At 37.4% G+C, this 21488-nt stretch carries 20 protein-coding genes and 1 tRNA gene; 13 read left to right on the forward strand and 8 right to left on the reverse strand.

All coding sequences use genetic code 11. The features are described from left to right. Nucleotides 1-136: 136 nt before the first annotated feature. Nucleotides 137-994, forward strand: a complete 858-nt coding sequence (locus C7H19_RS09360; RefSeq protein ID WP_106456609.1) for a phosphate/phosphite/phosphonate ABC transporter substrate-binding protein — start codon at nucleotides 137-139, stop codon at nucleotides 992-994. Nucleotides 995-1414: 420 nt separating this feature from the next. Here the strand turns inward: C7H19_RS09360 and C7H19_RS09365 are convergent, their stop codons facing one another. The 7 genes from C7H19_RS09365 to C7H19_RS09395 form a co-directional block, all read right to left on the reverse strand. Beyond that, the gene (locus C7H19_RS09365) at nucleotides 1415-2401 is read right to left on the reverse strand and encodes a calcium-binding protein (protein ID WP_245927410.1); all 987 of its coding nucleotides are present in this window, start codon (nucleotides 2399-2401) and stop codon (nucleotides 1415-1417) included. A 199-nt stretch (nucleotides 2402-2600) separates the two neighbouring features. Next, nucleotides 2601-2783 carry a hypothetical protein gene (locus tag C7H19_RS09370; RefSeq protein ID WP_106456610.1) on the reverse strand — a complete coding sequence of 61 codons (183 nt, stop codon included), beginning with the start codon at nucleotides 2781-2783 and terminating at the stop codon, nucleotides 2601-2603. A gap of 196 nt (nucleotides 2784-2979) precedes the next feature. Continuing rightward, the gene (locus tag C7H19_RS09375) at nucleotides 2980-3216 is read right to left on the reverse strand and encodes a rod-capping linker protein CpcD (RefSeq protein ID WP_106456611.1); all 237 of its coding nucleotides are present in this window, start codon (nucleotides 3214-3216) and stop codon (nucleotides 2980-2982) included. Between the two features lie 116 nt (nucleotides 3217-3332). Beyond that, entirely contained in the window at nucleotides 3333-4211 is an 879-nt protein-coding gene (locus C7H19_RS09380; protein WP_106456612.1) for a phycobilisome linker polypeptide, read from the reverse strand. A 28-nt stretch (nucleotides 4212-4239) separates the two neighbouring features. Continuing rightward, nucleotides 4240-5061, reverse strand: a complete 822-nt coding sequence (locus C7H19_RS09385; RefSeq protein ID WP_106456613.1) for a phycobilisome linker polypeptide — start codon at nucleotides 5059-5061, stop codon at nucleotides 4240-4242. A 117-nt stretch (nucleotides 5062-5178) separates the two neighbouring features. After that, nucleotides 5179-5667 carry a C-phycocyanin subunit alpha gene (cpcA, locus tag C7H19_RS09390; RefSeq protein ID WP_106456614.1) on the reverse strand — a complete coding sequence of 163 codons (489 nt, stop codon included), beginning with the start codon at nucleotides 5665-5667 and terminating at the stop codon, nucleotides 5179-5181. An 87-nt stretch (nucleotides 5668-5754) separates the two neighbouring features. Beyond that, nucleotides 5755-6273 carry a C-phycocyanin subunit beta gene (locus C7H19_RS09395; RefSeq protein WP_106456615.1) on the reverse strand — a complete coding sequence of 173 codons (519 nt, stop codon included), beginning with the start codon at nucleotides 6271-6273 and terminating at the stop codon, nucleotides 5755-5757. Nucleotides 6274-6818: 545 nt separating this feature from the next. Between C7H19_RS09395 and C7H19_RS09400 the strand changes: the two genes are divergently transcribed. The 4 genes from C7H19_RS09400 to C7H19_RS09415 all read left to right on the forward strand — a co-directional run bounded on the left by C7H19_RS09400 (nucleotide 6819) and on the right by C7H19_RS09415 (nucleotide 12753). Next, nucleotides 6819-10649, forward strand: coding sequence for a hypothetical protein (locus C7H19_RS09400; RefSeq protein ID WP_106456616.1), 3831 nt, complete (start codon nucleotides 6819-6821; stop codon nucleotides 10647-10649). Between the two features lie 71 nt (nucleotides 10650-10720). Further along, entirely contained in the window at nucleotides 10721-11218 is a 498-nt protein-coding gene (locus C7H19_RS09405; RefSeq protein ID WP_106456617.1) for an HNH endonuclease, read from the forward strand. A gap of 131 nt (nucleotides 11219-11349) precedes the next feature. Continuing rightward, complete coding sequence (argF, locus tag C7H19_RS09410; RefSeq protein WP_106456618.1) at nucleotides 11350-12273, forward strand: ornithine carbamoyltransferase; 924 nt, start codon at nucleotides 11350-11352, stop codon at nucleotides 12271-12273. A gap of 66 nt (nucleotides 12274-12339) precedes the next feature. Beyond that, nucleotides 12340-12753: a hypothetical protein gene (locus C7H19_RS09415; RefSeq protein WP_106456619.1), complete on the forward strand. Its 414-nt coding sequence runs from the start codon at nucleotides 12340-12342 to the stop codon at nucleotides 12751-12753. Here C7H19_RS09415 and C7H19_RS09420 read toward each other — a convergent pair. Then, a complete protein-coding gene (locus C7H19_RS09420; protein ID WP_106456620.1) occupies nucleotides 12750-13709 on the reverse strand; it encodes a ribonuclease Z in 960 nt (319 codons plus the stop codon). The two genes, C7H19_RS09415 and C7H19_RS09420, sit on opposite strands and share 4 nt — an antisense overlap. Nucleotides 13710-13869: 160 nt before the next feature. Between C7H19_RS09420 and C7H19_RS09425 the strand changes: the two genes are divergently transcribed. From C7H19_RS09425 to C7H19_RS26335, 8 genes are all read left to right on the forward strand, one after another. Then, nucleotides 13870-16029, forward strand: coding sequence for an O-linked N-acetylglucosamine transferase, SPINDLY family protein (locus C7H19_RS09425; RefSeq protein ID WP_106456649.1), 2160 nt, complete (start codon nucleotides 13870-13872; stop codon nucleotides 16027-16029). A gap of 189 nt (nucleotides 16030-16218) precedes the next feature. Then, nucleotides 16219-16695 (forward strand): NAD(P)H-quinone oxidoreductase subunit N, encoded by a 477-nt coding sequence (ndhN, locus tag C7H19_RS09430; protein WP_106456621.1) that lies wholly within the window; start codon nucleotides 16219-16221, stop codon nucleotides 16693-16695. Nucleotides 16696-16727: 32 nt separating this feature from the next. Beyond that, nucleotides 16728-17333, forward strand: a complete 606-nt coding sequence (locus C7H19_RS09435) for a vWA domain-containing protein (RefSeq protein ID WP_106456622.1) — start codon at nucleotides 16728-16730, stop codon at nucleotides 17331-17333. Between the two features lie 37 nt (nucleotides 17334-17370). Further along, nucleotides 17371-17961, forward strand: a complete 591-nt coding sequence (locus tag C7H19_RS09440; protein WP_106456650.1) for a vWA domain-containing protein — start codon at nucleotides 17371-17373, stop codon at nucleotides 17959-17961. A 21-nt stretch (nucleotides 17962-17982) separates the two neighbouring features. Continuing rightward, nucleotides 17983-18501, forward strand: coding sequence for a salt stress protein, Slr1339 family (locus tag C7H19_RS09445; protein WP_106456623.1), 519 nt, complete (start codon nucleotides 17983-17985; stop codon nucleotides 18499-18501). Nucleotides 18502-18565: 64 nt separating this feature from the next. Then, nucleotides 18566-18636 (forward strand) — tRNA-Gly (locus C7H19_RS09450). A gap of 525 nt (nucleotides 18637-19161) precedes the next feature. Next, complete coding sequence (locus C7H19_RS09455; protein ID WP_106456624.1) at nucleotides 19162-19485, forward strand: hypothetical protein; 324 nt, start codon at nucleotides 19162-19164, stop codon at nucleotides 19483-19485. Nucleotides 19486-19493: 8 nt separating this feature from the next. Beyond that, nucleotides 19494-21488, forward strand: coding sequence for a hypothetical protein (locus tag C7H19_RS26335; RefSeq protein WP_219907621.1), 1995 nt, complete (start codon nucleotides 19494-19496; stop codon nucleotides 21486-21488).

The raw sequence follows: 21488 nt of genomic DNA on the forward strand, positions 1-21488 counted from the left end.
TGAGAAAAAATAATGTTTATTTTAGTTTTAATTGTGAAGTGTATCTCTTGTTTTTGGGTTTTATGTTAAACTTTCTTATTCTTTTTTGTTGCAGTGAGTTTAAAAGTATTTTTTATTTGAGTTGTAGTAGGTTACTGTGAGATTTTCGAGACGTTTGTTTATCGTTTTTCTATTTTTTTCGGCTTGTCAAGCGAGTTCATTAAAAGGTGATCCCCTTGTAATTGGCTCTGTTAGCTATGGCCAGGGGGAACAAGCAATTAATCAATATGAGGCTTTTAAACAATATTTAGAGCAACAGACGCGTTCTTTAATTGAATTAGAACCCGCTTTTAATGAAAATAAGGCTTTAGAAAGAATTCGATCGCAAGCATGGTCTTTGGTTTTCGCGCCTCCGGGGTTAGCGGCGATCGCTATGTCTCAATATCAATATAAACCTTTATTACCCCTTGATGGGATTAGTACTTTGCGATCGGTGATTGTGGTTCGTCAAGATAGTCCTTTTCAAGATTTAAAATCTTTAACAGGTAAAGCTATTGCTTTAGGTCAAATTGGTTCAGCTACGGGGTATTATTTTCCGATTTTTAATCTTTATGGTTTAACAATCGCCGAATTACATTTTTTACCCACGCCTAAATCGATTTTAGAAGCTGTTGCTGATGGTCGTGTTGCTGCTGGTTCCCTTTCGATGGAACAATTTAAAACTTACAAAACTCAATTTAAACTAAATACTTTTCGCATTCTTTTTACTGATTCTCATAGTGTTCCATCGGGTGTGGTTTTAATTGCGCCAAATCTTTCGCCATCACGTCAAGAGGAAATTTTTAAAATTCTTAATGATACACCTTCGATGATTGCTCTTGAAGCGGGATTTGTTCCTAATGCACCCGTTCCTAATTATGATTACATGATTTCGGTCGTCGAACGAGTTAGAGGTATTTTTCCTGAAGCTAATCATCTTGAGACTCAAAATGTTCGTTTATTTCCATCTCGTTAGTATTCTAAAACTTCGACGAAAATCTTGACAAATATGCCTAAATGTAGTTAATTATTTAGTTATAGCACCTAAGAAAATTAAATAAACCTTAAAACTATGGGGTTGCCAACAAGGAAAAGTTAACTTAAATCTTAACGCTCTAAGCTGTTGGCGTAAAAGTTTTGGCTTCTTGATCATAAGTGCTTAAACTTAAAAGTAGTCAGAAATTCGTGGCGCGGTGCGTCAACAAGATCTGATAGTGAGGTGTGTAGTTCACCCAGTAAGGCTTAAACCTTACAAAGTTAATTGAGTGTACATTTGTCCATAAAATTAATAACTATTCTAAAACTAACTTAGTTGTAAAAAATCCTCTAACCTAATTATTAAACTAAGCTAAAGGATTTAATTAATTATCAGAGTGAACAACTGAAAAAACAAAAGTTAGACAAAGACAAAATCGGCGGATATGATTACATTCGTGTTATCTTGCACCACACCAATTAAGTCACCATTGTTGTAGATTGCGGTATCTAGCAGACTGGAACTTCCCGAAAATTCTTGGAAATCCAAATAGAAATCCCAAGAATTACCTTGTACTTGGATTTTATCTTCTACCCAGTAGAAATCGGTAATTGTCGCATAGCCATAACCTTGATAGGAGTTACCCCAGTATTGACCTAGAACAAATGTATCGTAGCCGCCACCACCAGTTAAAACATCATATTCCCAATTATCGTAGGCGGTAGAATTGCTACCCAATAAAGTATCATTGCCTGCACCTCCATAAAGGGTATCGCTGCCATTTCCACCATCAAGATAGTTATAATCCCAATAGCTATCAGACCAAGAACCGGCATCTAAATAATCATTGCCATCATTACCGTAGATGGTATCACTACCACTTCCACCATAGAGATTATCGCTACCTGCGCCACTATAGAGAGTATCATTACCGCCGGCACCATCAAGGTAGTTATAATCCCAATAGCTATCAGACCAAGAACCGGCATCTAAATAATCATTACCTGCACCCCCATAAAGGGTATCGCTGCCACCTTCACCGTATAGGTAGTTATAATCCCAATAGCTATCAGACCAAGAACCAGCATCTAAATAATCATTACCTGCACCCCCATAAAGGGTATCACTGCCACTTCCACCGTATAGGTAGTTATAATCCCAATAGCTATCAGACCAGTAACCGGCATCTAAATAATCATTGCCTTCTTCACCGTATAGGGTATCGCTGCCTGAATTACCATAAAGGTAATCATCATTCATGTCGCCTGCTAGATAATCATCTCCACTGTAACCATAAGCGGTAAGACTATCAGCCCATTCATACCATCCATAATAGCTGTCGTAGTACCAAGTGCTTTGATGATCATAAGAGTCATTCCAGTAATCATAGCCATAAAATGTAGTCATTGTTTTTTTCCTAATCGTTTTTCGATTGAATTTTCACATTGACTTCATAGGTTTGTACTTGATGGCTTATGCAGTTTTTTTAAAAGTTTTTTGAAAAAGTCTAGACCAATAAAAATAACCTGTTTAATTCTAAAGTAGAAAGTAGAGACACTACCGAATAAAGCGTCTCTACAGAATAATCATGACTAATAAGACAATATTAAATTAAATAATATCCAGTTAAATAAATATTTTTTGTGATTTTTTCGAGTTTAATAACATCAGATTTGAAAACAAATTCGCTATAGTCGGCTAATTGATCAAGTCCTAAGCAGTTAAGAGTTATTTCAATAACTAAGGCGATGAAAATTTGAGTAAAGCTTTTTTGCAATTGACTTTTCATTTCTCCACCTCCTGCTCGTTTGATCTCATGTTTAAATCATCCCTTTCATTATTTAGGAATGACTGATTGAGTTTATGCAGTTTGGTGAAAAAATTCTGAGTAATCTATGAGAAAAATTAGCAAGTACATTAGAACTAAATGAAGGGTTGGTTTTAGAGCTAATGGTTAGGGTGAGCAATAATACCCACCCTATGATTTATTCGGCAGTTAAAGGCTGAATACTAACGATCGTGCCACCCATCCGAGTAATACGTCGCATTTCTTCATTCATGCGGTTATAAGGAACTTTAATAAAAACGTTACTGCTTTGACGAAATTGATAGCTATTTTTATCATTCTCGTCATTTTGTCTGAGTCCTGCGACTTCGTAGACAAAAACCCGACTTGCTGAGGGGTTACTGTCTGCACTGACGATAGCTGCTTGACCTAGCATAATTTTCTTTTCTCCTTTTCTCTTTTGAGGAATAATGAAGAATTAGGATCAAAATGAGAATCTTGAAATCGGGAGATAAAAGACTGAATAAAACAGCTTTTACCTCCTGATCTTTTTTAGTCGAGACTAGCTGGCGTAATACTCGCTACTTTTCCACCAAGACGGTTGATCTGTTGCAAGGTGTTATTGAGTTGTTCATAAGGTACAATCAAGGCCTTGCTACTGCGTCTGACACTGGGATAACCTGGTTTACTAATAGCCGAAATTTCTACGCGATAGAGTTTGCCGACATCACCAAAGGCAACGTTACCACCGAGTGCTTTAGTAGGTGTGTTTCCTGCTTTTGAGGGACGATATGCCCATCCGTTGTTTCCTCCAGAGGGTCCAACGACAGCAGATGCCGCGTTTTGGGCTAGTTCTGTACCTAAACGAGTCACGCTGCCTTCAATTTGGGCGCGATCGCTATTGGCATAACCCCGATATAAACGGAACATCCGGGTAAATCCTACGGTTTTTTGTCCAGTTTGGGTCGAAAAGCCGCGATAATAAGGTACAATGTTTTCGCCAAAGTTTTCGGCATACTCAACGGAATCGATATAAGAATCGATATCGGCATCATATCCTTGAGTTTCGTACAGATCGAGGTGATAGATTACTTCAGACTCGTCATAGGGCGCACGTCCTAAGAGATGCTTGTAATTCAGTTCGATGACGCGGGTCTGAAAATTGCCGTAGAAGAATTTTTTCTTGTACAATTCAGATTTGGCGACGGCACGAACGAATTCTTTAACAGAAGTTGAACCATTTGTCAAGAGTGATTCAGCACTTTTGAGCCGTTCGGACTCCATGATGTAATCGTTTCCCAACACCTGACGGTAAACTGCCCGAATGATGCCTTTAGCATCGTCTGTTGTCCAGTCGGGGCGTAGTTCTACAGGTGTGGCGTTGCTAAATGCAGTGGTTCCGAGACGGGATGCTGCTGTGGTAATAGCCACGTTGTTAAGCTCCTGTGGATGAAGGTGATTAAGCTAAGGTGATGCTGGCGACTTGGCCACCTTGACGGTTAATTTCTTGTAGTTTGTTAGATAATTGTTCGTAAGGTACGAGATATTCTTGGTTGGAGCGACGAACACGGGTTACACGTCCTGGTTTCGCGCCTTGAATGACTCGAACGCGATAGAATTTACCGCGATCGCCTCCAGAAACACCCGATAAAGCCTCTCCTGTTTCGCCAATGTAGACGGGAGTTGCTATATTTTGGGCGACTTCTCGTACGAGTTTGGATTTAGTGCCGTTGCCTGATGCGCGATCGCTACTGGCATAGCCTCGGTAAAGTTGGAAAATTCGGCTAAAACCTACGGTTTTTTGATTGCGTTGCGTCGAAAAACCGCGATAATAGGGAACAATCGAATCGCCAAAGCTTTCTTGATACTCAGCCGAATCGATATAAGAGTTGATTTCTGCTTCGTAGCCTTCTTGGGTATATAAGTCGGTGTGGAAAGCGATTTCTGATTGATCGTAGGGCGCACGACCTAACAGATGTTTGTAGTTCAACTCAATAAAGCGATTTTGCGGTTGTGTGTAAAAGAATTTATTGCGGTAGACTTCTGATAGGGCTAAGGCTCTGATAAAGTCTTGAACACTGATCGAACCGTTGCGGAGTAGGGATTCTGCGCTGGTTAATCGTTCGCTAGACATCAGGTGTTCATTTCCCATGACCTGACGATAAGCGGCACGAATCACAGCTTCTACATCTTCTGCTGTGCGGGTTCCTCGTAATTCTACGGGATTGGCAGATACATAGGGTTCATATCCTAGCCGTTGGGCTGCTGTTAAACTGCTCATAATTACCACCTATGGGTTACGTTTTTTTAGATATAACAAAGCCTGGAGAGGCAGCCGATTGCTAACCCAATTGCTAACAACCTCCTGCTTTCCAGGCCGTTAATTCCCTAGTTATGACTAGCTTAGGGCGTTAATTGCATAGTCGAGGTAAGAGTTAGCTTCAACAGCAGGGTCGCCGCTTAAACCGTGGTTAGCTTTGATGTACTTGAGAGCTTCAACGTACCAGCTAGGAGATAATTCAAAAGTACGGTTGATTTCGTCGATACCAGCAATGAGGTACTCATCCATAGGACCTGTTCCACCAGCTACTAAACAGTAGGTCACCATGCGGAGGTAGTAACCGATGTCACGAGCACATTTGTCTTTACCACGTTGATCAGCAGCGTAGTTAGGACCTTGCATTTGGGTGGTGTAGGGGAATTTGTTGTAAACTGCTTGAGCAGCACCTTGGGTGAGTTGGCTTGCTTTTTCGGTTAATGCTTTAGCAGCTTGTAAGCTTGCATTAGCTTGACGGAAACGACCGAAAGCGGTTTGGATTTCGGTGCTGCTGAGGAAACGTCCTTGAGAATCAGCAGCGGAAATAGCTTCTGTTAAGGGGGTTTTCATGATGTTGGTATCTCCCAATTAGGTTTGCAAAGTTTTCCTACACGTTACAGACAGGCGGAATGCCAGTTAGGTATTACTTAATATTAATTAAGCAACAGCAGCAGCAGCCCGGTCAAAATAGCTAGAGATTTCGGACATAAGAGCACTACAGTCACCTTGGGTGATACCGTTACGATCGTTAGCGATCGCAAGAGCAGCTTCTTTCATTTTTTGAACGCCAGCAGCAACGGAAGCACCAGGAACACCTAGAGCTACATAGGTTTCACGTAGACCATTTAAGCAACGATCTTCGAGTACACTAGCGTCACCTGTGAAGGTAGCATAGGTTACATAGCGTAAGATGATTTCCATGTCGCGTAAGCAAGCTGCCATACGACGGCTGGTGTAAGCGTTTCCACCAGGAGCAATCAATTGAGGCTGTTCAGCAAATAAAGAACGACCTGCGTTAGCAACGATTGAAGACGCGTTGCTGGTGATGCGGTTTACTGAGTCCATGCGTTTGTTGCTTTCTGCAACCATTTTGGTCAGTGCATCGAGTTGGTTGGAACTTAGGTATTCGCCACGAGCATCAGCTTGAGCAACAACTCTTGTAAATGCGTCAAACATTGGATCTATCTCCTACTTGACTTTAATTAATTATTTGATCTGGTCTTCCCCTTTTAGGGGTTTAGTTATTTAGGTTACCTTGTTGGTGCACCTGAGAGACTATTCTAAAGGTTTTTTTGATCGTTTTCTCAGTTTGTTGTAACAAATTGGAAAAAAACTTTACCTTTGTCTCATAAACCTCGAAAAGGGGACAAACATTTAGTTTGTTCAACTTTGGTTTGTTATTTATACCCCTCAGATAATTTTTATACACTGCTTACGGCCCCAGTTTTATTACATCTTGTTAACTTTTTTGCTGTTATTGTGTAACGAAATATAAACCTCGGCAGCGCTCGTGACAGGGGCTTTGGGGAAAATCTTCTCAAAACTTTAGATTTTCTTAATACTTCTTTTTACAAAACTTTACTATGACTCGAACTATCTTGACGACAGCCAAAACCCTATATAATGTGTCACTTTGTGATCTAACACTATGGATGAGGCGTAGGATTAAGGACGGAACTAGGATAAAGGGATTGTTCTGAAGAAGTGTGACTTGCTGTACTATGAATCCTGAGCCACCGTCGAAAAAGATTTATCTTCAAATTCCGATTGATGCTGCTAACCCATTACTACTAGATGGTTTGGAAACATGGCTCAGATTTGGGTTAATCAGTGAGCAACAAGTCAAAAATATTTGTCAACAATATTTAGTTTGTTCTTTACCCGAAGTTCCTATCTTATCTCCTGCTGATTCATTACCAGTTTCTCACTCTCTAGAAACAAGATTAATTCCTTCTCGAATCAATATTAGTCCTATTCAATCTTTTTTTAGTCAATTTTTTACGTCTTTTCGGGAAGAGTTAAGTTTACGTTGGTTATTATTTTTAGGATTATTTTTAGTTATTGTTTCTTCGGGAGTTTTAGCGGCGACACAATGGCAAAAATTTTCACCAATAGGACAATATTTAATTTTATGGTCTTATACGCTAGTTTTTTGGGTAATTGGTTTTTGGTCAAAACGTCAAGAAAATTTATTATTAACTTCACAAACTCTACAAACAATTGCTTTATTCCTAATTCCAATTAATTTCTGGGCAATGGATACCTTTAAATTATGGACACAAAATTTAGGAATTGTTTTGATAGTAGTTGCTACGCTTAGTTTATTAGCCATTTACTTTTATAGTCGTTTATCCCAATTAAATTTAGTTGGACAAATTAACTATTTAGGATTAAACCTTTTACATTGGGGATGGCAAAATGCTGTATTTCCTATTTCTGCTATTTATTTAGGAAGTTTTTTAACTGCAATTGATTTAACTTTTTTTCAAAATTTCTCTAGACAAGAGGCAAATGAGAGAGAAAAAGCTAGTTTCAGTAAAACTTTGTTGCTTTATGGTTTAGCTATTTTATTAGTTAGAGGAATCTTTTTTTTAAAGTTATCTTTAGTATCGTTAGGTTTAGCTATTGGGATATGTGGATGGTTACTGAGACAAAAATCTGAAGAAGAAGTAACAATTTTAGATAAGGTTTTAGATATTGTTGGTTTAATTTTGCTTTTTTTCGGTTGGGGTGTTGCAGTATATCATAATGCAATTTGGCAAGCTTTAGCTATTACTGGATTAAGTTTACATTATTTTTGGGAAAAATTACGCACAAACTGGAGATTATCGGAGTTATTTGCTTTATTTATTATCGGCTTTCAGAGTTTATTTTTACTTGAGGATATTATCCCTATTGATATACGACAAAGTGTCAGTAATGCTTGGATAAAATATAGTCAAACTTCTGATTATTCTTTATCAATTTATAGTCTTACTTTTTTTCCTTATATTATCCTGTGGGTTTGGTTTACGGGTTGGTTATATCGTGAGGGAAAACCTAGGTTAGCTAATTTTGGTGAATGGTTAACATTAGGTTTAGGTATTTGTTTAACCAGTTTAAGTTTAGAAACAAATGCCGGACGATCGCTTAATTTGTTACTATCTACAAGTACTTTGGTTTATCTAGTATCTTTTCGTCCAATTCGGGTTTATTTAATTTATTTTACTCATGGTATTGGTTTATTAACTTTTATTTCTTGGATAGATTGGATTTTTCCATCTTTAAATTTAACTCAATGGGGATACTTTTTAATTTTATTAACAGCAGGAGAATGGTTAAATAGTTTACGATACAAACCTTTATATTACCGAAATAAAAAACAATGGTGGTATTTAAGTAGTTGGCATTTTGGTTTTATTTTAGCGATTTCCAGTTTGATTATTTTTATATCTTTATTAAATATATATTTTGCAACAGGAAGTCAACAAACCAGTATTTTAGCTTGGTTATTAGTTCCTAGTTTTTTAACGATTCTAGCAAGTTTTACTCGAAAGAAACGAAGTAGACAAGCAGCTTTATTGAGTAGTTATGGTTTTGTTTTTGCTCAATTATTAACGCTTTGGCAACCAAGTATTAGATTAATTAGTTTAGGTATTTCTGCTGTAGTAATTCTCATTAATAGTTTTTACTACAAACATCCGCATATTGCCAGATTAGCAATACAATTTATTTTTATTTTTGGCAGCAATTGGATACTAGAAAAATGGTTATCATCTAGTCAATTAATTGATATTTTATTTTTGCCGCAATGGAGTTTATTTAATGGAATTTATATATTATTACTATGGTTAGTCAGGAATCGAATAAAAAATAAAAATAATCGACTTGCCTCAATTTATAGTTTAGCATTAGAACAAGTTGCTAGTGTTCTTTGTATTAGTGAAATAATTCGTTTAAGTTTTCATGCTTATTTCGTTACGTCTCAGGAATTAAATACAGATTGGCAATGGATTTTTACGGCTATTTTAATTATATTTAGTTTGATTTATCGATATTGGCAAAGTCCAAAAGAAATTGCTGTTTATGGGTTGTTTCTTTCAATTGAAATTTTAGTAATAGAAAGTATTTTGGGGTTAAATGGAACAAAATTAGTTATTTCTTTAGTTAATTTAGTATTAGCTTCTATTACTTTAGTTGCAACTGATTGGTTATTTGCTCGTTTTCCAAATTTATCGCGCTTAAAAAGTCTACAAATATCACCATTATTATTGGCAGTAATGGTTATTATATGGCGATTTGGTGAATTTACAGCTTATACAGGATTATTAACTTTAGGAGTAGCTATTATTGGGTTATTTGTCAGTAGTCGCTTTCCACAAAATAAGACTTTAATTTATTTATCTTTATTCGGTATTACTTTAGGTTGTCATGAAATTATCATTTATCAATTATGGAAAAACATTAATTATTTATTAGTCAATGAGTTAATTTTATTAAGTTTAGTACAAGTTAGTTTAGCTTATGTATATCGGTTAATAATATGGACTCAAAGAAACAGAGAGTTTGTCTTACTTCGACATATTACTTTAGAGACTTTAGAAAAAATAGCTGATCTTAATTGGGGTTTAGCAATTCCTTTTAAAATCTTAGGTTTGCTCATTGCAGTCTTTTTAGTTCCTCACTTTTATCCAAATCTTATTCTTTTTGTTCTCACTTTAACTGTACCCAGTTATGCGTTATTGAAAGCACGTCACTCAACTACAAAAAATAGATGGATTTATTTAGGTTTTATTGATATTTATCTGACGGCTATTTTTGCTCGTTGGATTTGGCAACAATTAGAAATTTTAGATCCTTATTTTGCTTTAATCGCTGCTGTATTCGCCATAATTATTTATCATATACCTTGGCAACAGTGGGGATGGAACCTTAAACCTTGGCGTTATATTGCTTATAGTTTATCTTTAATTACAACTGTATTAACTTTTACGGAGATATCTAATTTAAGTTTATTTTCTGTCGCTGCTTTTTATATCTATTTAGCCGTTGAGCAAAGAAAAATTCGTTGGAGTTATATTAGTGTCATTATTTTAAACTGGCTACTCTTTCGCTTTTTCGAGCAACAAAATTTAAGGGAAATTATCTACTATGCGACTGTGATAGGAATATCTATTCTTTATCTAGCCCAAGTTGATCCCAAATTACAAGAATCAAGTAACAGAAAAATACGTCATTATCTAAGAATTATCGGCAGCAGCATCATTAATGTGACTGCATTGGTATTTTATCAAAAGACAGGTCTTACACCAAGTATAATTAGTTTACTCACAGTTTTAGCGGGTTTAGGATTAAAAATTAGAGCCTTTCTTTTAGTGGGGACAATTACATTTATTCTGACTGTTTTTTATCAACTCGTCATACTTAGTTTTCAATATACTTTACTAAAATGGATTATTGGGTTAGTAGTTGGTATTCTTTTAATTACTGTTGCGGCTAATTTTGAACGGAGACGGGAACAAATGCTCAGTCTGGTGAGACTTTCCTTGGAACAATTAAACAGATGGGAATAAAGCGATCGACACCACACAATCGAGGTAATTTGTGCTACTATCTTGATAAAAATTAGAAAATTGCAAGACCGATGAGTAAGGTTTTGGTTTTGAATGCTTCTTATGAACCGTTAAATATAACCAGTTGGCGAAGGGCGGTTGTTTTGTTGCTCAAAGGAAAAGCAGAACAACTCGAACATAATGGACATTATATTTATGCGGGGTTCCCTCTTCCTTCGGTAATTCGGCTACGTCAATACGTGAAAGTCCCTTATAAAGAAATTCCCTTAACCCGTCGCAATATTTTAGAAAGAGATCACCACACCTGTCAATATTGTAGTTATAAAGGGGAACATCTAACGCTAGACCATATGATCCCTCGCTCAAGAGGTGGGGGTGATACCTGGGAAAACTTGGTAACAGCTTGTGTGAGGTGTAATGTCAAAAAAGGAAACCGTACCCCGAAAGAAGCGAGTATGACACTCCTTAATTCACCTCGTAAACCCTACAGTAGTCTGCATTTTGAACTTTTGAAACATACTAGAGGAAATTTAAATCACGAATGGCGTAAGTATGTAATTGGTATTTAAACACAAACGAATTAACAAGAGAAGACGCATCATCACTTCTCGGATACCCAAAGAGCAAATTATCTCAAATTTTATCCTCACCGACTCATCCGTAAGCCGATATAATTATATTTTTCGCAACAAGAGTAGATATGAATGTGCTAAACGGAAGAGACGTTCTAAAAATCACAGACCTTAGTCAAAAAGAAATCAAAGGTTTATTAGAGTTAGCTACTCAACTCAAAAAGGGTGAACTCTTACTGAACTGCAAAAAAGTTTTAGGATTGTTGTTTTATAAAGCTTCGACACGAACCAGGGTTTCTTTTACTGTTGCGATGTATCGACTGGGAGGTCAGGTTATTGATCTTAATCCTAGTGTAACCCAAGTGGGACGGGGGGAGCCAATTTCTGATACTGCTAGGGTTTTAGACCGCTATTTAGACGTGTTAGCCATTCGTACCTTTAAACAAGAGGATTTAGAAACCTTCGCTAATTATGCCGATATTCCCATTATTAACGCCTTGAGTGATTTAGAACATCCCTGCCAAATTATCGCGGATTTATTAACGATACAAGAATGTTTCGGCACACTTTCAGGTTTGACACTCGCTTATGTGGGAGATGGAAATAATGTCGCCCATTCCTTGCTTTTGGGTGGCGCATTAATGGGAATGAATGTTCATATCGCTTCACCAGAAGGTTATTACCCTGACTCAGCCATTGTCGAAACCGCGAAAACTTTAGCCGCATCTCATGGCGGAAATATTTTGATTACAGAAAATCCGAGAAATGCGATCGCAGGTGCACACGCCCTGTATACTGATGTTTGGGCTAGTATGGGTCAAGAAGATTTAGCCGAGTCGCGTCTTCCTGTATTTCAGTCCTATCAATTAAATACAGATGTACTTAAAGAAGCTGATCCAGAAGCAATTGTTTTACACTGTTTACCCGCCCATCGAGGCGAAGAAATTACAGAAGAAGTAATAGAAGGAAAACAGTCGAGAGTCTGGGACCAAGCGGAAAACCGAATGCACGCCCAACAAGCATTACTCGCAAGTGTACTAGGATTAGTCTAAAGGAAAGAAGACCAAACCATACGACACACGTTAGCATGGAAAAAAGTAAAAAAATTATCAGTAATTATGGCAGCAGAAGCAGAGGTTAAAAAATATCTTGCCTATTGGTTTCAGTTAGGTAAGCGGGTTGTACTGAAAAATGGCCAACAAACCCTGACACCGAGACCCATTTATACAGGACAAGATTATTCAAACGAATTTAAAGCAGTTTGGCAACAAATCATCGACCCAAAAAACGGTTATAGTTATTTAGAAGGAACCGAGGAAACCATACAAGAACTTTTATCCCCTGCGTGGGAGGTGAGTTCCTGCGCGAGGTGTACGATGCCAGTTCCGATAAGTGTCGCCAGTCAGCCCTCTTTGGTTTGTCCCTGTAATGATTTAAACTCTTGGCCCAATACAGAATTACCGTTACCTCGTTCACCCATCGACACACAAGACCGTTTACAGCAAATTCGTCGGCGTTTAGGGAAAATTTAAACTTTTTCGGCGAACTGTTTCGCGTCTCGGTGTCGGGGAACCTCATAACTAAAGAAATCATAGGCTAGTTTTGTATTGGGAAAAATTGCCTGTGCTTCTTGTAGTAAATGATGAACATCTAGGGGGTTTCCGGGGGCATAACGCGGGCTAAAATGAGTCATGATGAGGAGTTTAACCTTAGCCGCTAAAGCCACTTGTGCCGCCATTGTTGAGGTAGAGTGCAAGCGTTCAAAAGCCATCTCCGCGTCTTGGTGAGCAAAAGTCGCCTCATGAATGAGTACATCTACATCTTGGGCTAGTTCAATTGCTGCTTCACAGAATACCGTATCTGTACAATAGGCTATTTTTCGCCCTGGTTCAGTCGGTCCACATAAATCTTGTCCCCGAATTCGTCTACCATCAGGTAGTGTAACACTTTCGCCACGTTTTAACTGTCCATAAATCGGCCCGAAAGGAATACCTAATGCTTTTGCCCGTTCTGCATCAAACCGCCCAGGTTTATCTTTTTCGGCAATACAATAACCATGCGCGGGGATACGATGTTTTAGTAACTCACAGCTAACGGTAAATTCTTCGTCTTGAAAAATAATTCCGGGAGAAACCGTATGAACATTGATACGATGTCCGATATTCATATAAGAATATTTCGCACAAGCGCGTAGATATTCTCCTAAACCACTCGGGCCATAAATATCGATTTCTTGACCACTTCCCGCTAACCCACAACTCGCTAATAGTCCCATTAAACCAAAAATATGATCACCGTGCATATGGGTAATGAAAATACGCCGCAGTTGAGAGATGCGTAAATCACTCCGTTGTAGTTGATGTTGTGTTCCTTCACCGCAGTCAAATAACCAAAATTCCGCCCGTTGCGGTAGACGTAGGGCAACACTAGAAACATTACGCGAACGTGTGGGAACGCCAGAACTGGTGCCTAAGAAAGTGATTTCCACATTAAGTCTAGTTTATCGATTTTTGCAATTAAGCGTGGGTTAGTTATTTAATTATAACGTTCATGTAAAGCTTGGTGAAGGTTTGTGTGTTCAATCTACAACATGGGCAGACTACAAATAGTTAATAGAAACCCATTTCTTTGGTGAGATTAACATGGCTTTGACTTGGCATCCTCAAATTTATCCTTTAGTTATCGAAAGTGATTATAAAATGGTCATTCAATTTTATGAAGAAAAAATTGAAAATGAACCCGATGTTTTATCTCATTACTGGTATTTGGGTTTATCTTATTTATTACAAGATAATTATGCAGAAGCCCAAGGAACTTGGTTTTTAGTCTTAAGTCAAGCAGAATCAGAAGAAATTAATTTTTGGACTCAAGAGTTAGTTATTGTTTTAGAAACGGAAGCTATTCGACAAGAAAAGCTGAAAAATTATCAAACCAGTTGGTTAATTAGACAAAATATTCAAGAATTAGAATCTGAAAATATTAATAATTTATTGTCTTTAATTCTCTTAGAAATACAATTAGAGCAATTTTCGGGAGAACAGTTAGAAGAATTAGGAGTTATTGCGTTATTAGAGCAAATACCTAGCCAAAATGTTGATTCTGATTTACTTTTACAGGTTTTAACTAAAATCCTCTTTTTTCCCAGTTTTGAGGCTCTTTCTTTTGCTCAAGCGAGTATTATTCATCTCCATCAAGAAACTTTTATTACCACACTTTCTCAAATTGCCTCGACAAGAGCTTATGATTATGGTCAAGGAAATTATGCTAGTGAATTAATTAAGTTATGTTTGTCTCTCAATCCCGAAAATTTGGAATTACTTAATAAATTATTTTGGTTTAATATTATCGATGAAAACTATACTGATGCTTTAGAATTAGCTTATCAATTTTATGAAAAAGTAAATACACCAGATTTAAAACTTTATGCAAACTATAAGATTTTGTTTGTTTTATTAAATAAAGGAGAATGGCAAAATATAGATGCGATCGCTCAACGTCATAAAATTTTAATTCAAGATTTACTTAACACCAATTCAATTCAACTCAATCCTTTAATGCGTGAAACTTTATTAGGTTTGACGATGCCATTACTTTATCTCCAAGATAACCCATTAGAAACACGCCAGCTACAAAATACAGTTTCTAATTTATTTGTTCAACAATTTAATAATTGGATTAATTATTCGCTTCCTTCATTTAATCATAAAACAAAAACCAATGTTCTTAAAATTGGTTATATCGCTCATACTTTGCGACGACATTCAGTTGGTTGGCTCAGTCGTTGGTTAATGAAATATCATGATAAAAATAAGTTTCAAATTCATTTATATCTAATTAATCAAATTGAAGATGAACTTACTCAAAACTGGTTTTATACCAATGCACATAAAAGTTATAGAATGGGGAGAAATCCTGAAATAATTGCTAATCAAATTAAAGCGGATGAGCTTGATATATTAATTGATTTAGATAGTTTAACTCATAATATAACATCTCAAGTAATGTGTCTAAGAATAGCACCAATTCAAGTAACATGGTTAGGTATGGACGCATCAGGAATACCGAATATTGATTACTTTATTGCTGATCCTTATGTCTTACCTGAAAACGCCCAAAATTACTATTTAGAAAAAATCTGGCGGTTAAATCAAACCTATTTAGCAATTGATGGTTTTGAAGTGGGAACACCAACTCTGACAAGAGAAGATTTAAATATTCCCAACGATGCTATTATTTATTTAACTGTGCAATCAGGATTAAAACGACATCCAGACACAATTCGATTACAATTAGAAATTCTTAAAGCGGTTCCTAATAGCTATTTACTGATTAAAGGAATGGCTAATCAAGAAATTATTCAAAATTTATTTAAAAACTTGTCTAAGGAAATTGGAGTTGATTCATCAAAACTAAGATTTTTATCACAAGATAAAGATGAAGAAACTCATCGAGCTAATTTACAAATAGCTGATATTGTGCTAGATACTTATCCTTATAATGGTGCGACAACAACCTTAGAAGTTTTATGGATGGGTATCCCATTAGTCACAAAAGTAGGCGAACAGTTTGCCGCTAGAAATAGCTATACATTTCTAAAAAATGCTTTAATTGATGAGGGTATAGCATGGACAGATGAAGAGTACATTCAATGGGGAATTAAACTAGGAACAGACGAAAAAATCCGCCAAGAAATAAGAAGTAAACTCCAACATTCTCGGACAATTGCTCCTTTATGGAATGCTCAACAGTTTACACGAGAACTAGAACAAGCTTATCAACAAATGTGGACTAATTATATTCATCAATAATTTAAGAATATAAATATTAAATATTACACTTATCTATCTATTTGGGTTTGGAGACCAAACCCCTACATTTTTGTTATATCTAATCTGTACCTGATCAGTATGATAACTGCTATAAATTCCTAATCTAGCCGTATTTTTAGAGTCAACCTTGTTTATAATCTTGAACAAGAAAGATATTTTAAGGATAATATGGCATTACTAACCACAGGTAAATCTTTTATTCGTTCAGTTGAACAAAACGGCGCAGTTGCCGTCTATGCCCCTTTAGAAGGTGGTTTTGAAGGACGATATCAAAGACGGTTACGGGCTTCGGGTTATGAGATGTTAACCATTACCGCTAGAGGTTTAGGCGACTTAGAAGCGTATTTAACGGGTATTCACGGGGTACGCCCTCCCCATCTCGGTAAAAAAAATATCGCTCAAGAGGGTGCAGTAGGTCCGACTTATTATGTTGCCCCTGTAGCGAGTTATCCTTTACAACATCTTAACTCTAAAGAAAAAGGTTTAGTCGTCTGGCTGCTCGAAGGATTTATTTTATCAAAAACTGAACTTGAGTATTTAGCCAACTTACCAAAACAAAATTCTCAGATTAAAGTGGTAATAGAGATGGGAGGCGAAAGATACTTCCGGTGGCAGCCATTACAAGACCTTTTGATGGCAGCATAAACAATAATCTAAAGCTGGAGTGACTTACTTTTATGGTACAAAATCGAGATTACACCCTGATTATCGACAAAAGCGGTAGTATGATTAAAGTTGATCAGCCAGGGAGTAAAAGTCGTTGGAAACAAATGCAAGAGTCTACTCTGGCTTTAGCGGGCAAATGTGAGACGATCGATCCTAATGGCATTACAGTTTATCTGTTTTCGGGTCGCTTCAAACGTTACGATAATGTTACAGCCTCTAAGGTAGAAGAAATTTTTCTCGAAAATGAACCGATGGGCTCAACGAATTTAGCGGCTGTTTTAGAAGATGCGGTAAATCATTATTTTAATTCCAAAGCAACGGGAAACGCCACGACTGTCGGCGAAACTATTTTAGTTGTAACTGATGGTGAACCAGACGATCGCAAAGCCGTCATGAAAGTTATTATTGAAGCTTCACGACGCATGGAAACTGATGAAGAGTTAGCTATTTCTTTTATTCAAGTTGGACAAGATAGCGACGCAAATAGGTTTTTACAAGCGTTAGACGACGAATTACAAGGCGTTGGGGCAAAATTCGACATCGTAGACACAATTACGATGGATGATATGGAAAATACGACTTTATCAGAAGTTTTATTAAGTGCGATCGCCGATTAGATAGATTTTAAATATGGTACAACAACGAGGTTACGAAATGACCCAAAATCGAGACTATACCCTGATTATCGACAAAAGCGGTAGCATGGCAAAAATAGACGATGTTGGGGGAAAAAGTCGCTGGAAACAGATGCAAGAATCTACACTGGCTTTAGCGATTAAATGTGAATCACTCGATCCTGATGGCATTACAGTGTATACTTTTTCGGGTCGCTTTAAACGTTACGATAATGTTACTTCGGCTAAAGTGGAACAAATCTTTATCGAAAATGAACCGATGGGATCAACGAATTTAGCGGCTGTTTTAGAAGATGCGGTTAATTGTTATTTTAAAAATAAGTCATCACAAGGAGAAACCATTCTTGTTATTACAGATGGTGAACCAGATGAGCGCAAAGCCGTCATGAAAGTTATTATTGAAGCTTCACGACGCATGAATAAAGATGAAGAATTAGGGATATCATTTATTCAAGTCGGGCGAGATCCTGAAGCGACACGTTTTTTAAAAGCCTTAGATGATGATTTACAGGGAGTAGGAGCCAAGTTCGATATCGTGGATACTGTTACAGTAGAAGATATGGAAAATATGTCTTTATCAGAAGTGTTATTGAACGCTATTATCGACTAGACAGCAAGAGGGAAAAGGTTTATGAGTGAACTTGATGATTTACTATCCCAACTCAAAACGGAATATACAGGCAAAAAAGAACCTCAACCTATTACTCAACCTCCTGTAATTCCCTCTCCTAGTGTGACACCTAAACCGACTGTTTCTTCCGTTGATCATTTATTAGCCGAATTGAAAGGAGAAACCAAAGAAAATAAACCTCAACCGACATCCCCGAAAAAAATCCCATCTCATAGTCGGTTTACCACGCCAGTAGAACCCAGTATATTTCAAGATTTACGTTCAGAGTACCAAGAAAAAGACCAAATTGCAGCAAGGCAAAAACAGCAGGAAATTCAAGAAAAACAACGATTAGAGGAACAACGTCAGGAAAAAAAACGAGAAGCCCTCAAAGAAAAAGCTTTAATCTGGTTAAAACAGCTAAATCCTAAATCAGATGAGGGTAAATGGTTTGAAGAGTTTTCCTATTCCTACGACTCAAAAATCGAAGCCGCCATGCAATATTTAGAAGCCTTGCGGGAAAGTGGCACGAATATTTAAAAAAAATGTAGCAAATTTTAGAATTTTGTGTTATACTAGCTAAAGCGTAAAAATAAATACAACTGCGGGTGTAGTTTAGTGGTAAAACCTTTGCCTTCCAAGCAAATGATAGGGGTTCGATTCCCCTCACCCGCTTATGCAAAAAATTCAGACAAATCAACGAAACCAAGCCATTTAAGTCACTTACACTTAGTGCGCTACACTCTACTAAAACCTTTCCATCGTTACTAATTTTGTTACTAAACTTTTTAGCAAAAAGTTAATATAACATCAAGGCAGACACTCCGTTAAAGCGACTGCATTGTATAAACCACCGCCAAGAACAATAATAATTAGACCAATCCAAAAGCCAACCCAAAACCAAAAATTATCGCAAAACATCTTAAAAACTCCTAATAGCTCTTCAAAATTTAATTCAATAAATAGCTACAAGTCTCACTAAATTTAGAGCAAAAATAAATAAAGTGAAACTTTGTTGCTTGTTAGAATGACCCACTAGATTAAATTTATAGGATTAAATACTTATAAAACAACAGTAAAACTACAGAGATATTGATTAAAATATAATCATTATTTAATATTCAGTATTTTTACTAATACTTTTAATAATAGATATTTTCTAAAATTATTATAGTTTATTTTAGTTTTTCTACTCTTACTATGACTTTAATTAATTTAACGGCCGACTTACCTTCAGAATTAGTCACTCTTGAAAAACTTACCTATCATAACTGTCTTGCCTTAAACCTTCTTTATTCTAATTTGCAAATTCCTTTAAACAAGGAGAATATGCAATTTCCCAAATCAGACGTTAAAACAGGTCGGGCTTTAGATGGAAAACTTTACTCTGTCATCACTTTAGCGTTTGAAGTTGACGAATCGATCGTCATCAGCAATCCATCAAACAAAAAACCTTGGATGGCTGCCTATGACTGGGGAAACGTTGCATATCCAACCGCTTTCAAACAAAATAGCCCAGCTTAATTAAAAATATGCTTGCATTTATTGGACCGAATTCATTTAAGCCGCCTGTAGCACCACCTCTAGCCCCCCCAATCGCCCCCCCAATAGCACCGCCTAAACCTCCATTTGGGTTTAAACCAGGCTCTTTCGGTGGTTTGCTTGGGCCTTTATTATTTGATTTAGTTTTTCCTCCTCCTGTCGGTCCAACTGACGCTCAAGAGCAACAAGCGATCAAAAACAATCCTCAAAATCCTGGACAAGATAAGGAATTGCAAGATTTGCCCCCCCCTGGAGGATTTGCAGGAATCAAATATAAGCTGAAATTTAAATTGGTTTATTCACCCGCATATTTTGGCTCGGAGGTTTGGCCGCCAGGTGGGATAGACGAATTAATGGGAGATTATTTTGGACCTATTGGACCTATTGGATCTGAAATGATTAGTGGGCAGTGGAAAGCTTTCTTTGAATGCGCGGATGATGCTGAAAATACATTCCGAAAAAAAATCCATTTTCGTGGAACTGGAGCAGGTTGGATCAGCTTTTCTAGCGTTGAATTGCTTGTAAAAAAACCAGTTAAAGACGAGCCATTAGCTCCGCCCATGATATCCCCTGGAATTAATCCCCCCCTACCTGGGCTTAGTCCCCTAGGTCCTGGTCCTAACACATCGCCTGGCGGCAAACCCCCATTACCTGGGCTTAGTCCCCTAGGTCCTGGAATTAATCCTCCCTTACCAGGTTTGACCCCACTAGGTCCAGGAACGAATACAAACCCTGGAACAAATCCAGGCACTAATACAAGTCCTGGGCAAAACCCTGGAACAAATAACAATCCTGGTTTTGATCCATTAGGCAATACCGCGCCCGGTCCTAGTGGGTTTGTCGGTCCAGGGACTAGCCCAAGCCCTGGAACAAATCCAGGGACTAACACAAGTCCTGGAAAAAGCCCAAGTACAACCCCTGGCACTAACACGAGTCCTGGAACAAAACAAAACCCAGGGACTAGATCGTTATTGCCACCGCTATTTTTACCCCCTGGAATTGAGCAAAAAACAGGAAACAATACAGGCTTTTCGCCCGCACCTAATCCTAACGCACCGAGCGTAAACACCCAGCCAGGTCCTAAAGAATGCTGTATCCCTGTAATGGGGAAATTAGGAGATCAAGATAAAAAACTGGACAACATAGGGGACAAACTGGATAAGTTTAACGCGGGAGCCAACGCGGGTCAACTTGCCCAGTTACAAGAAATATTAGAGCGATTAGGTCCCAAAGTAAACGGCGGTTTGTCAACTTTTTTAACGGATAAATTTACAAAGCTTTGGCAATCAAGTGCGGTGGATCGAGCGTTGTCTTTGATGAATTTAGCTGCATCAATCCACAATGCTGTAATGCTTTCTCGGAACATTGGGGAGACATTAGTCGCGGCTTTTACGAATATTCTTGCTCTAATTGGAATTAAAGATCCAGATGGTGTGTCAAAAAGCTTTTCCGAGGCAATTGGTAACACAATTGAAAGTTTTATCAAGGGAGTCATCGGAGCGGAAAATTACACAGAATTAGTCACTACATGGAAAAAAGCAAACCGCATTTATCAGGCGGCTATTAATACCTATCAGCTACTCACTGACTCACTTTTTGCCGTAGCTGAAGGTGTCGAATTGATAGGAAAATACACAGGTAAGATGGGAAATGCTTTGAAGAAATCTGGAACTATTTTAGAAAGTTCTTATGATTGGTTTGGAGAAACTTTCAATTTTAAATCTAAGCGAAATCGAGCAATACAAAAGGTAATCGAAGGATTACAGGGAGCGCAAGAGGTATCAAGCGATTTATTAGAAATTACCGAAAACTTTAGAGAAGCACAGGAAAACATTAACGAAATGGGAGAACAGATTAATACAATCAAAGCCGAAACCCAAGAACAAGTAACCGAGAAAACAACTAAGGAAACTACTGGAAAAACTAACTCACAAACTCCTGATATTCCTAAATCTTCAATGAATAAACCATCACCAGTATCATAA

It is taken from the genome of Aphanothece hegewaldii CCALA 016 (genome assembly GCF_003007785.1).
Classification (GTDB): Bacteria; Cyanobacteriota; Cyanobacteriia; order Cyanobacteriales; family Microcystaceae; genus Chroococcus; species Chroococcus hegewaldii.

What these genes read in the sequence shown, in the direction of transcription:
- C7H19_RS09435 (WP_106456622.1), top strand. Translation starts at nt 16,728, where the DNA reads ATGGTACAAAATCGAGATTACACCCTGATTATCGACAAAAGCGGTAGT.
- argF (WP_106456618.1), top strand. Translation starts at nt 11,350, where the DNA reads ATGAATGTGCTAAACGGAAGAGACGTTCTAAAAATCACAGACCTTAGT.
- C7H19_RS09405 (WP_106456617.1), top strand. Translation starts at nt 10,721, where the DNA reads ATGAGTAAGGTTTTGGTTTTGAATGCTTCTTATGAACCGTTAAATATA.
- C7H19_RS09370 (WP_106456610.1), bottom strand. Translation starts at nt 2,783, where the DNA reads ATGAAAAGTCAATTGCAAAAAAGCTTTACTCAAATTTTCATCGCCTTA.
- C7H19_RS09455 (WP_106456624.1), top strand. Translation starts at nt 19,162, where the DNA reads ATGACTTTAATTAATTTAACGGCCGACTTACCTTCAGAATTAGTCACT.
- C7H19_RS09395 (WP_106456615.1), bottom strand. Translation starts at nt 6,273, where the DNA reads ATGTTTGACGCATTTACAAGAGTTGTTGCTCAAGCTGATGCTCGTGGC.
- C7H19_RS09445 (WP_106456623.1), top strand. Translation starts at nt 17,983, where the DNA reads ATGAGTGAACTTGATGATTTACTATCCCAACTCAAAACGGAATATACA.
- C7H19_RS09415 (WP_106456619.1), top strand. Translation starts at nt 12,340, where the DNA reads ATGGCAGCAGAAGCAGAGGTTAAAAAATATCTTGCCTATTGGTTTCAG.
- C7H19_RS09400 (WP_106456616.1), top strand. Translation starts at nt 6,819, where the DNA reads ATGAATCCTGAGCCACCGTCGAAAAAGATTTATCTTCAAATTCCGATT.
- C7H19_RS09365 (WP_245927410.1), bottom strand. Translation starts at nt 2,401, where the DNA reads ATGACTACATTTTATGGCTATGATTACTGGAATGACTCTTATGATCAT.
- cpcA (WP_106456614.1), bottom strand. Translation starts at nt 5,667, where the DNA reads ATGAAAACCCCCTTAACAGAAGCTATTTCCGCTGCTGATTCTCAAGGA.
- C7H19_RS09440 (WP_106456650.1), top strand. Translation starts at nt 17,371, where the DNA reads ATGACCCAAAATCGAGACTATACCCTGATTATCGACAAAAGCGGTAGC.
- ndhN (WP_106456621.1), top strand. Translation starts at nt 16,219, where the DNA reads ATGGCATTACTAACCACAGGTAAATCTTTTATTCGTTCAGTTGAACAA.
- C7H19_RS09375 (WP_106456611.1), bottom strand. Translation starts at nt 3,216, where the DNA reads ATGCTAGGTCAAGCAGCTATCGTCAGTGCAGACAGTAACCCCTCAGCA.
- C7H19_RS09385 (WP_106456613.1), bottom strand. Translation starts at nt 5,061, where the DNA reads ATGAGCAGTTTAACAGCAGCCCAACGGCTAGGATATGAACCCTATGTA.
- C7H19_RS26335 (WP_219907621.1), top strand. Translation starts at nt 19,494, where the DNA reads ATGCTTGCATTTATTGGACCGAATTCATTTAAGCCGCCTGTAGCACCA.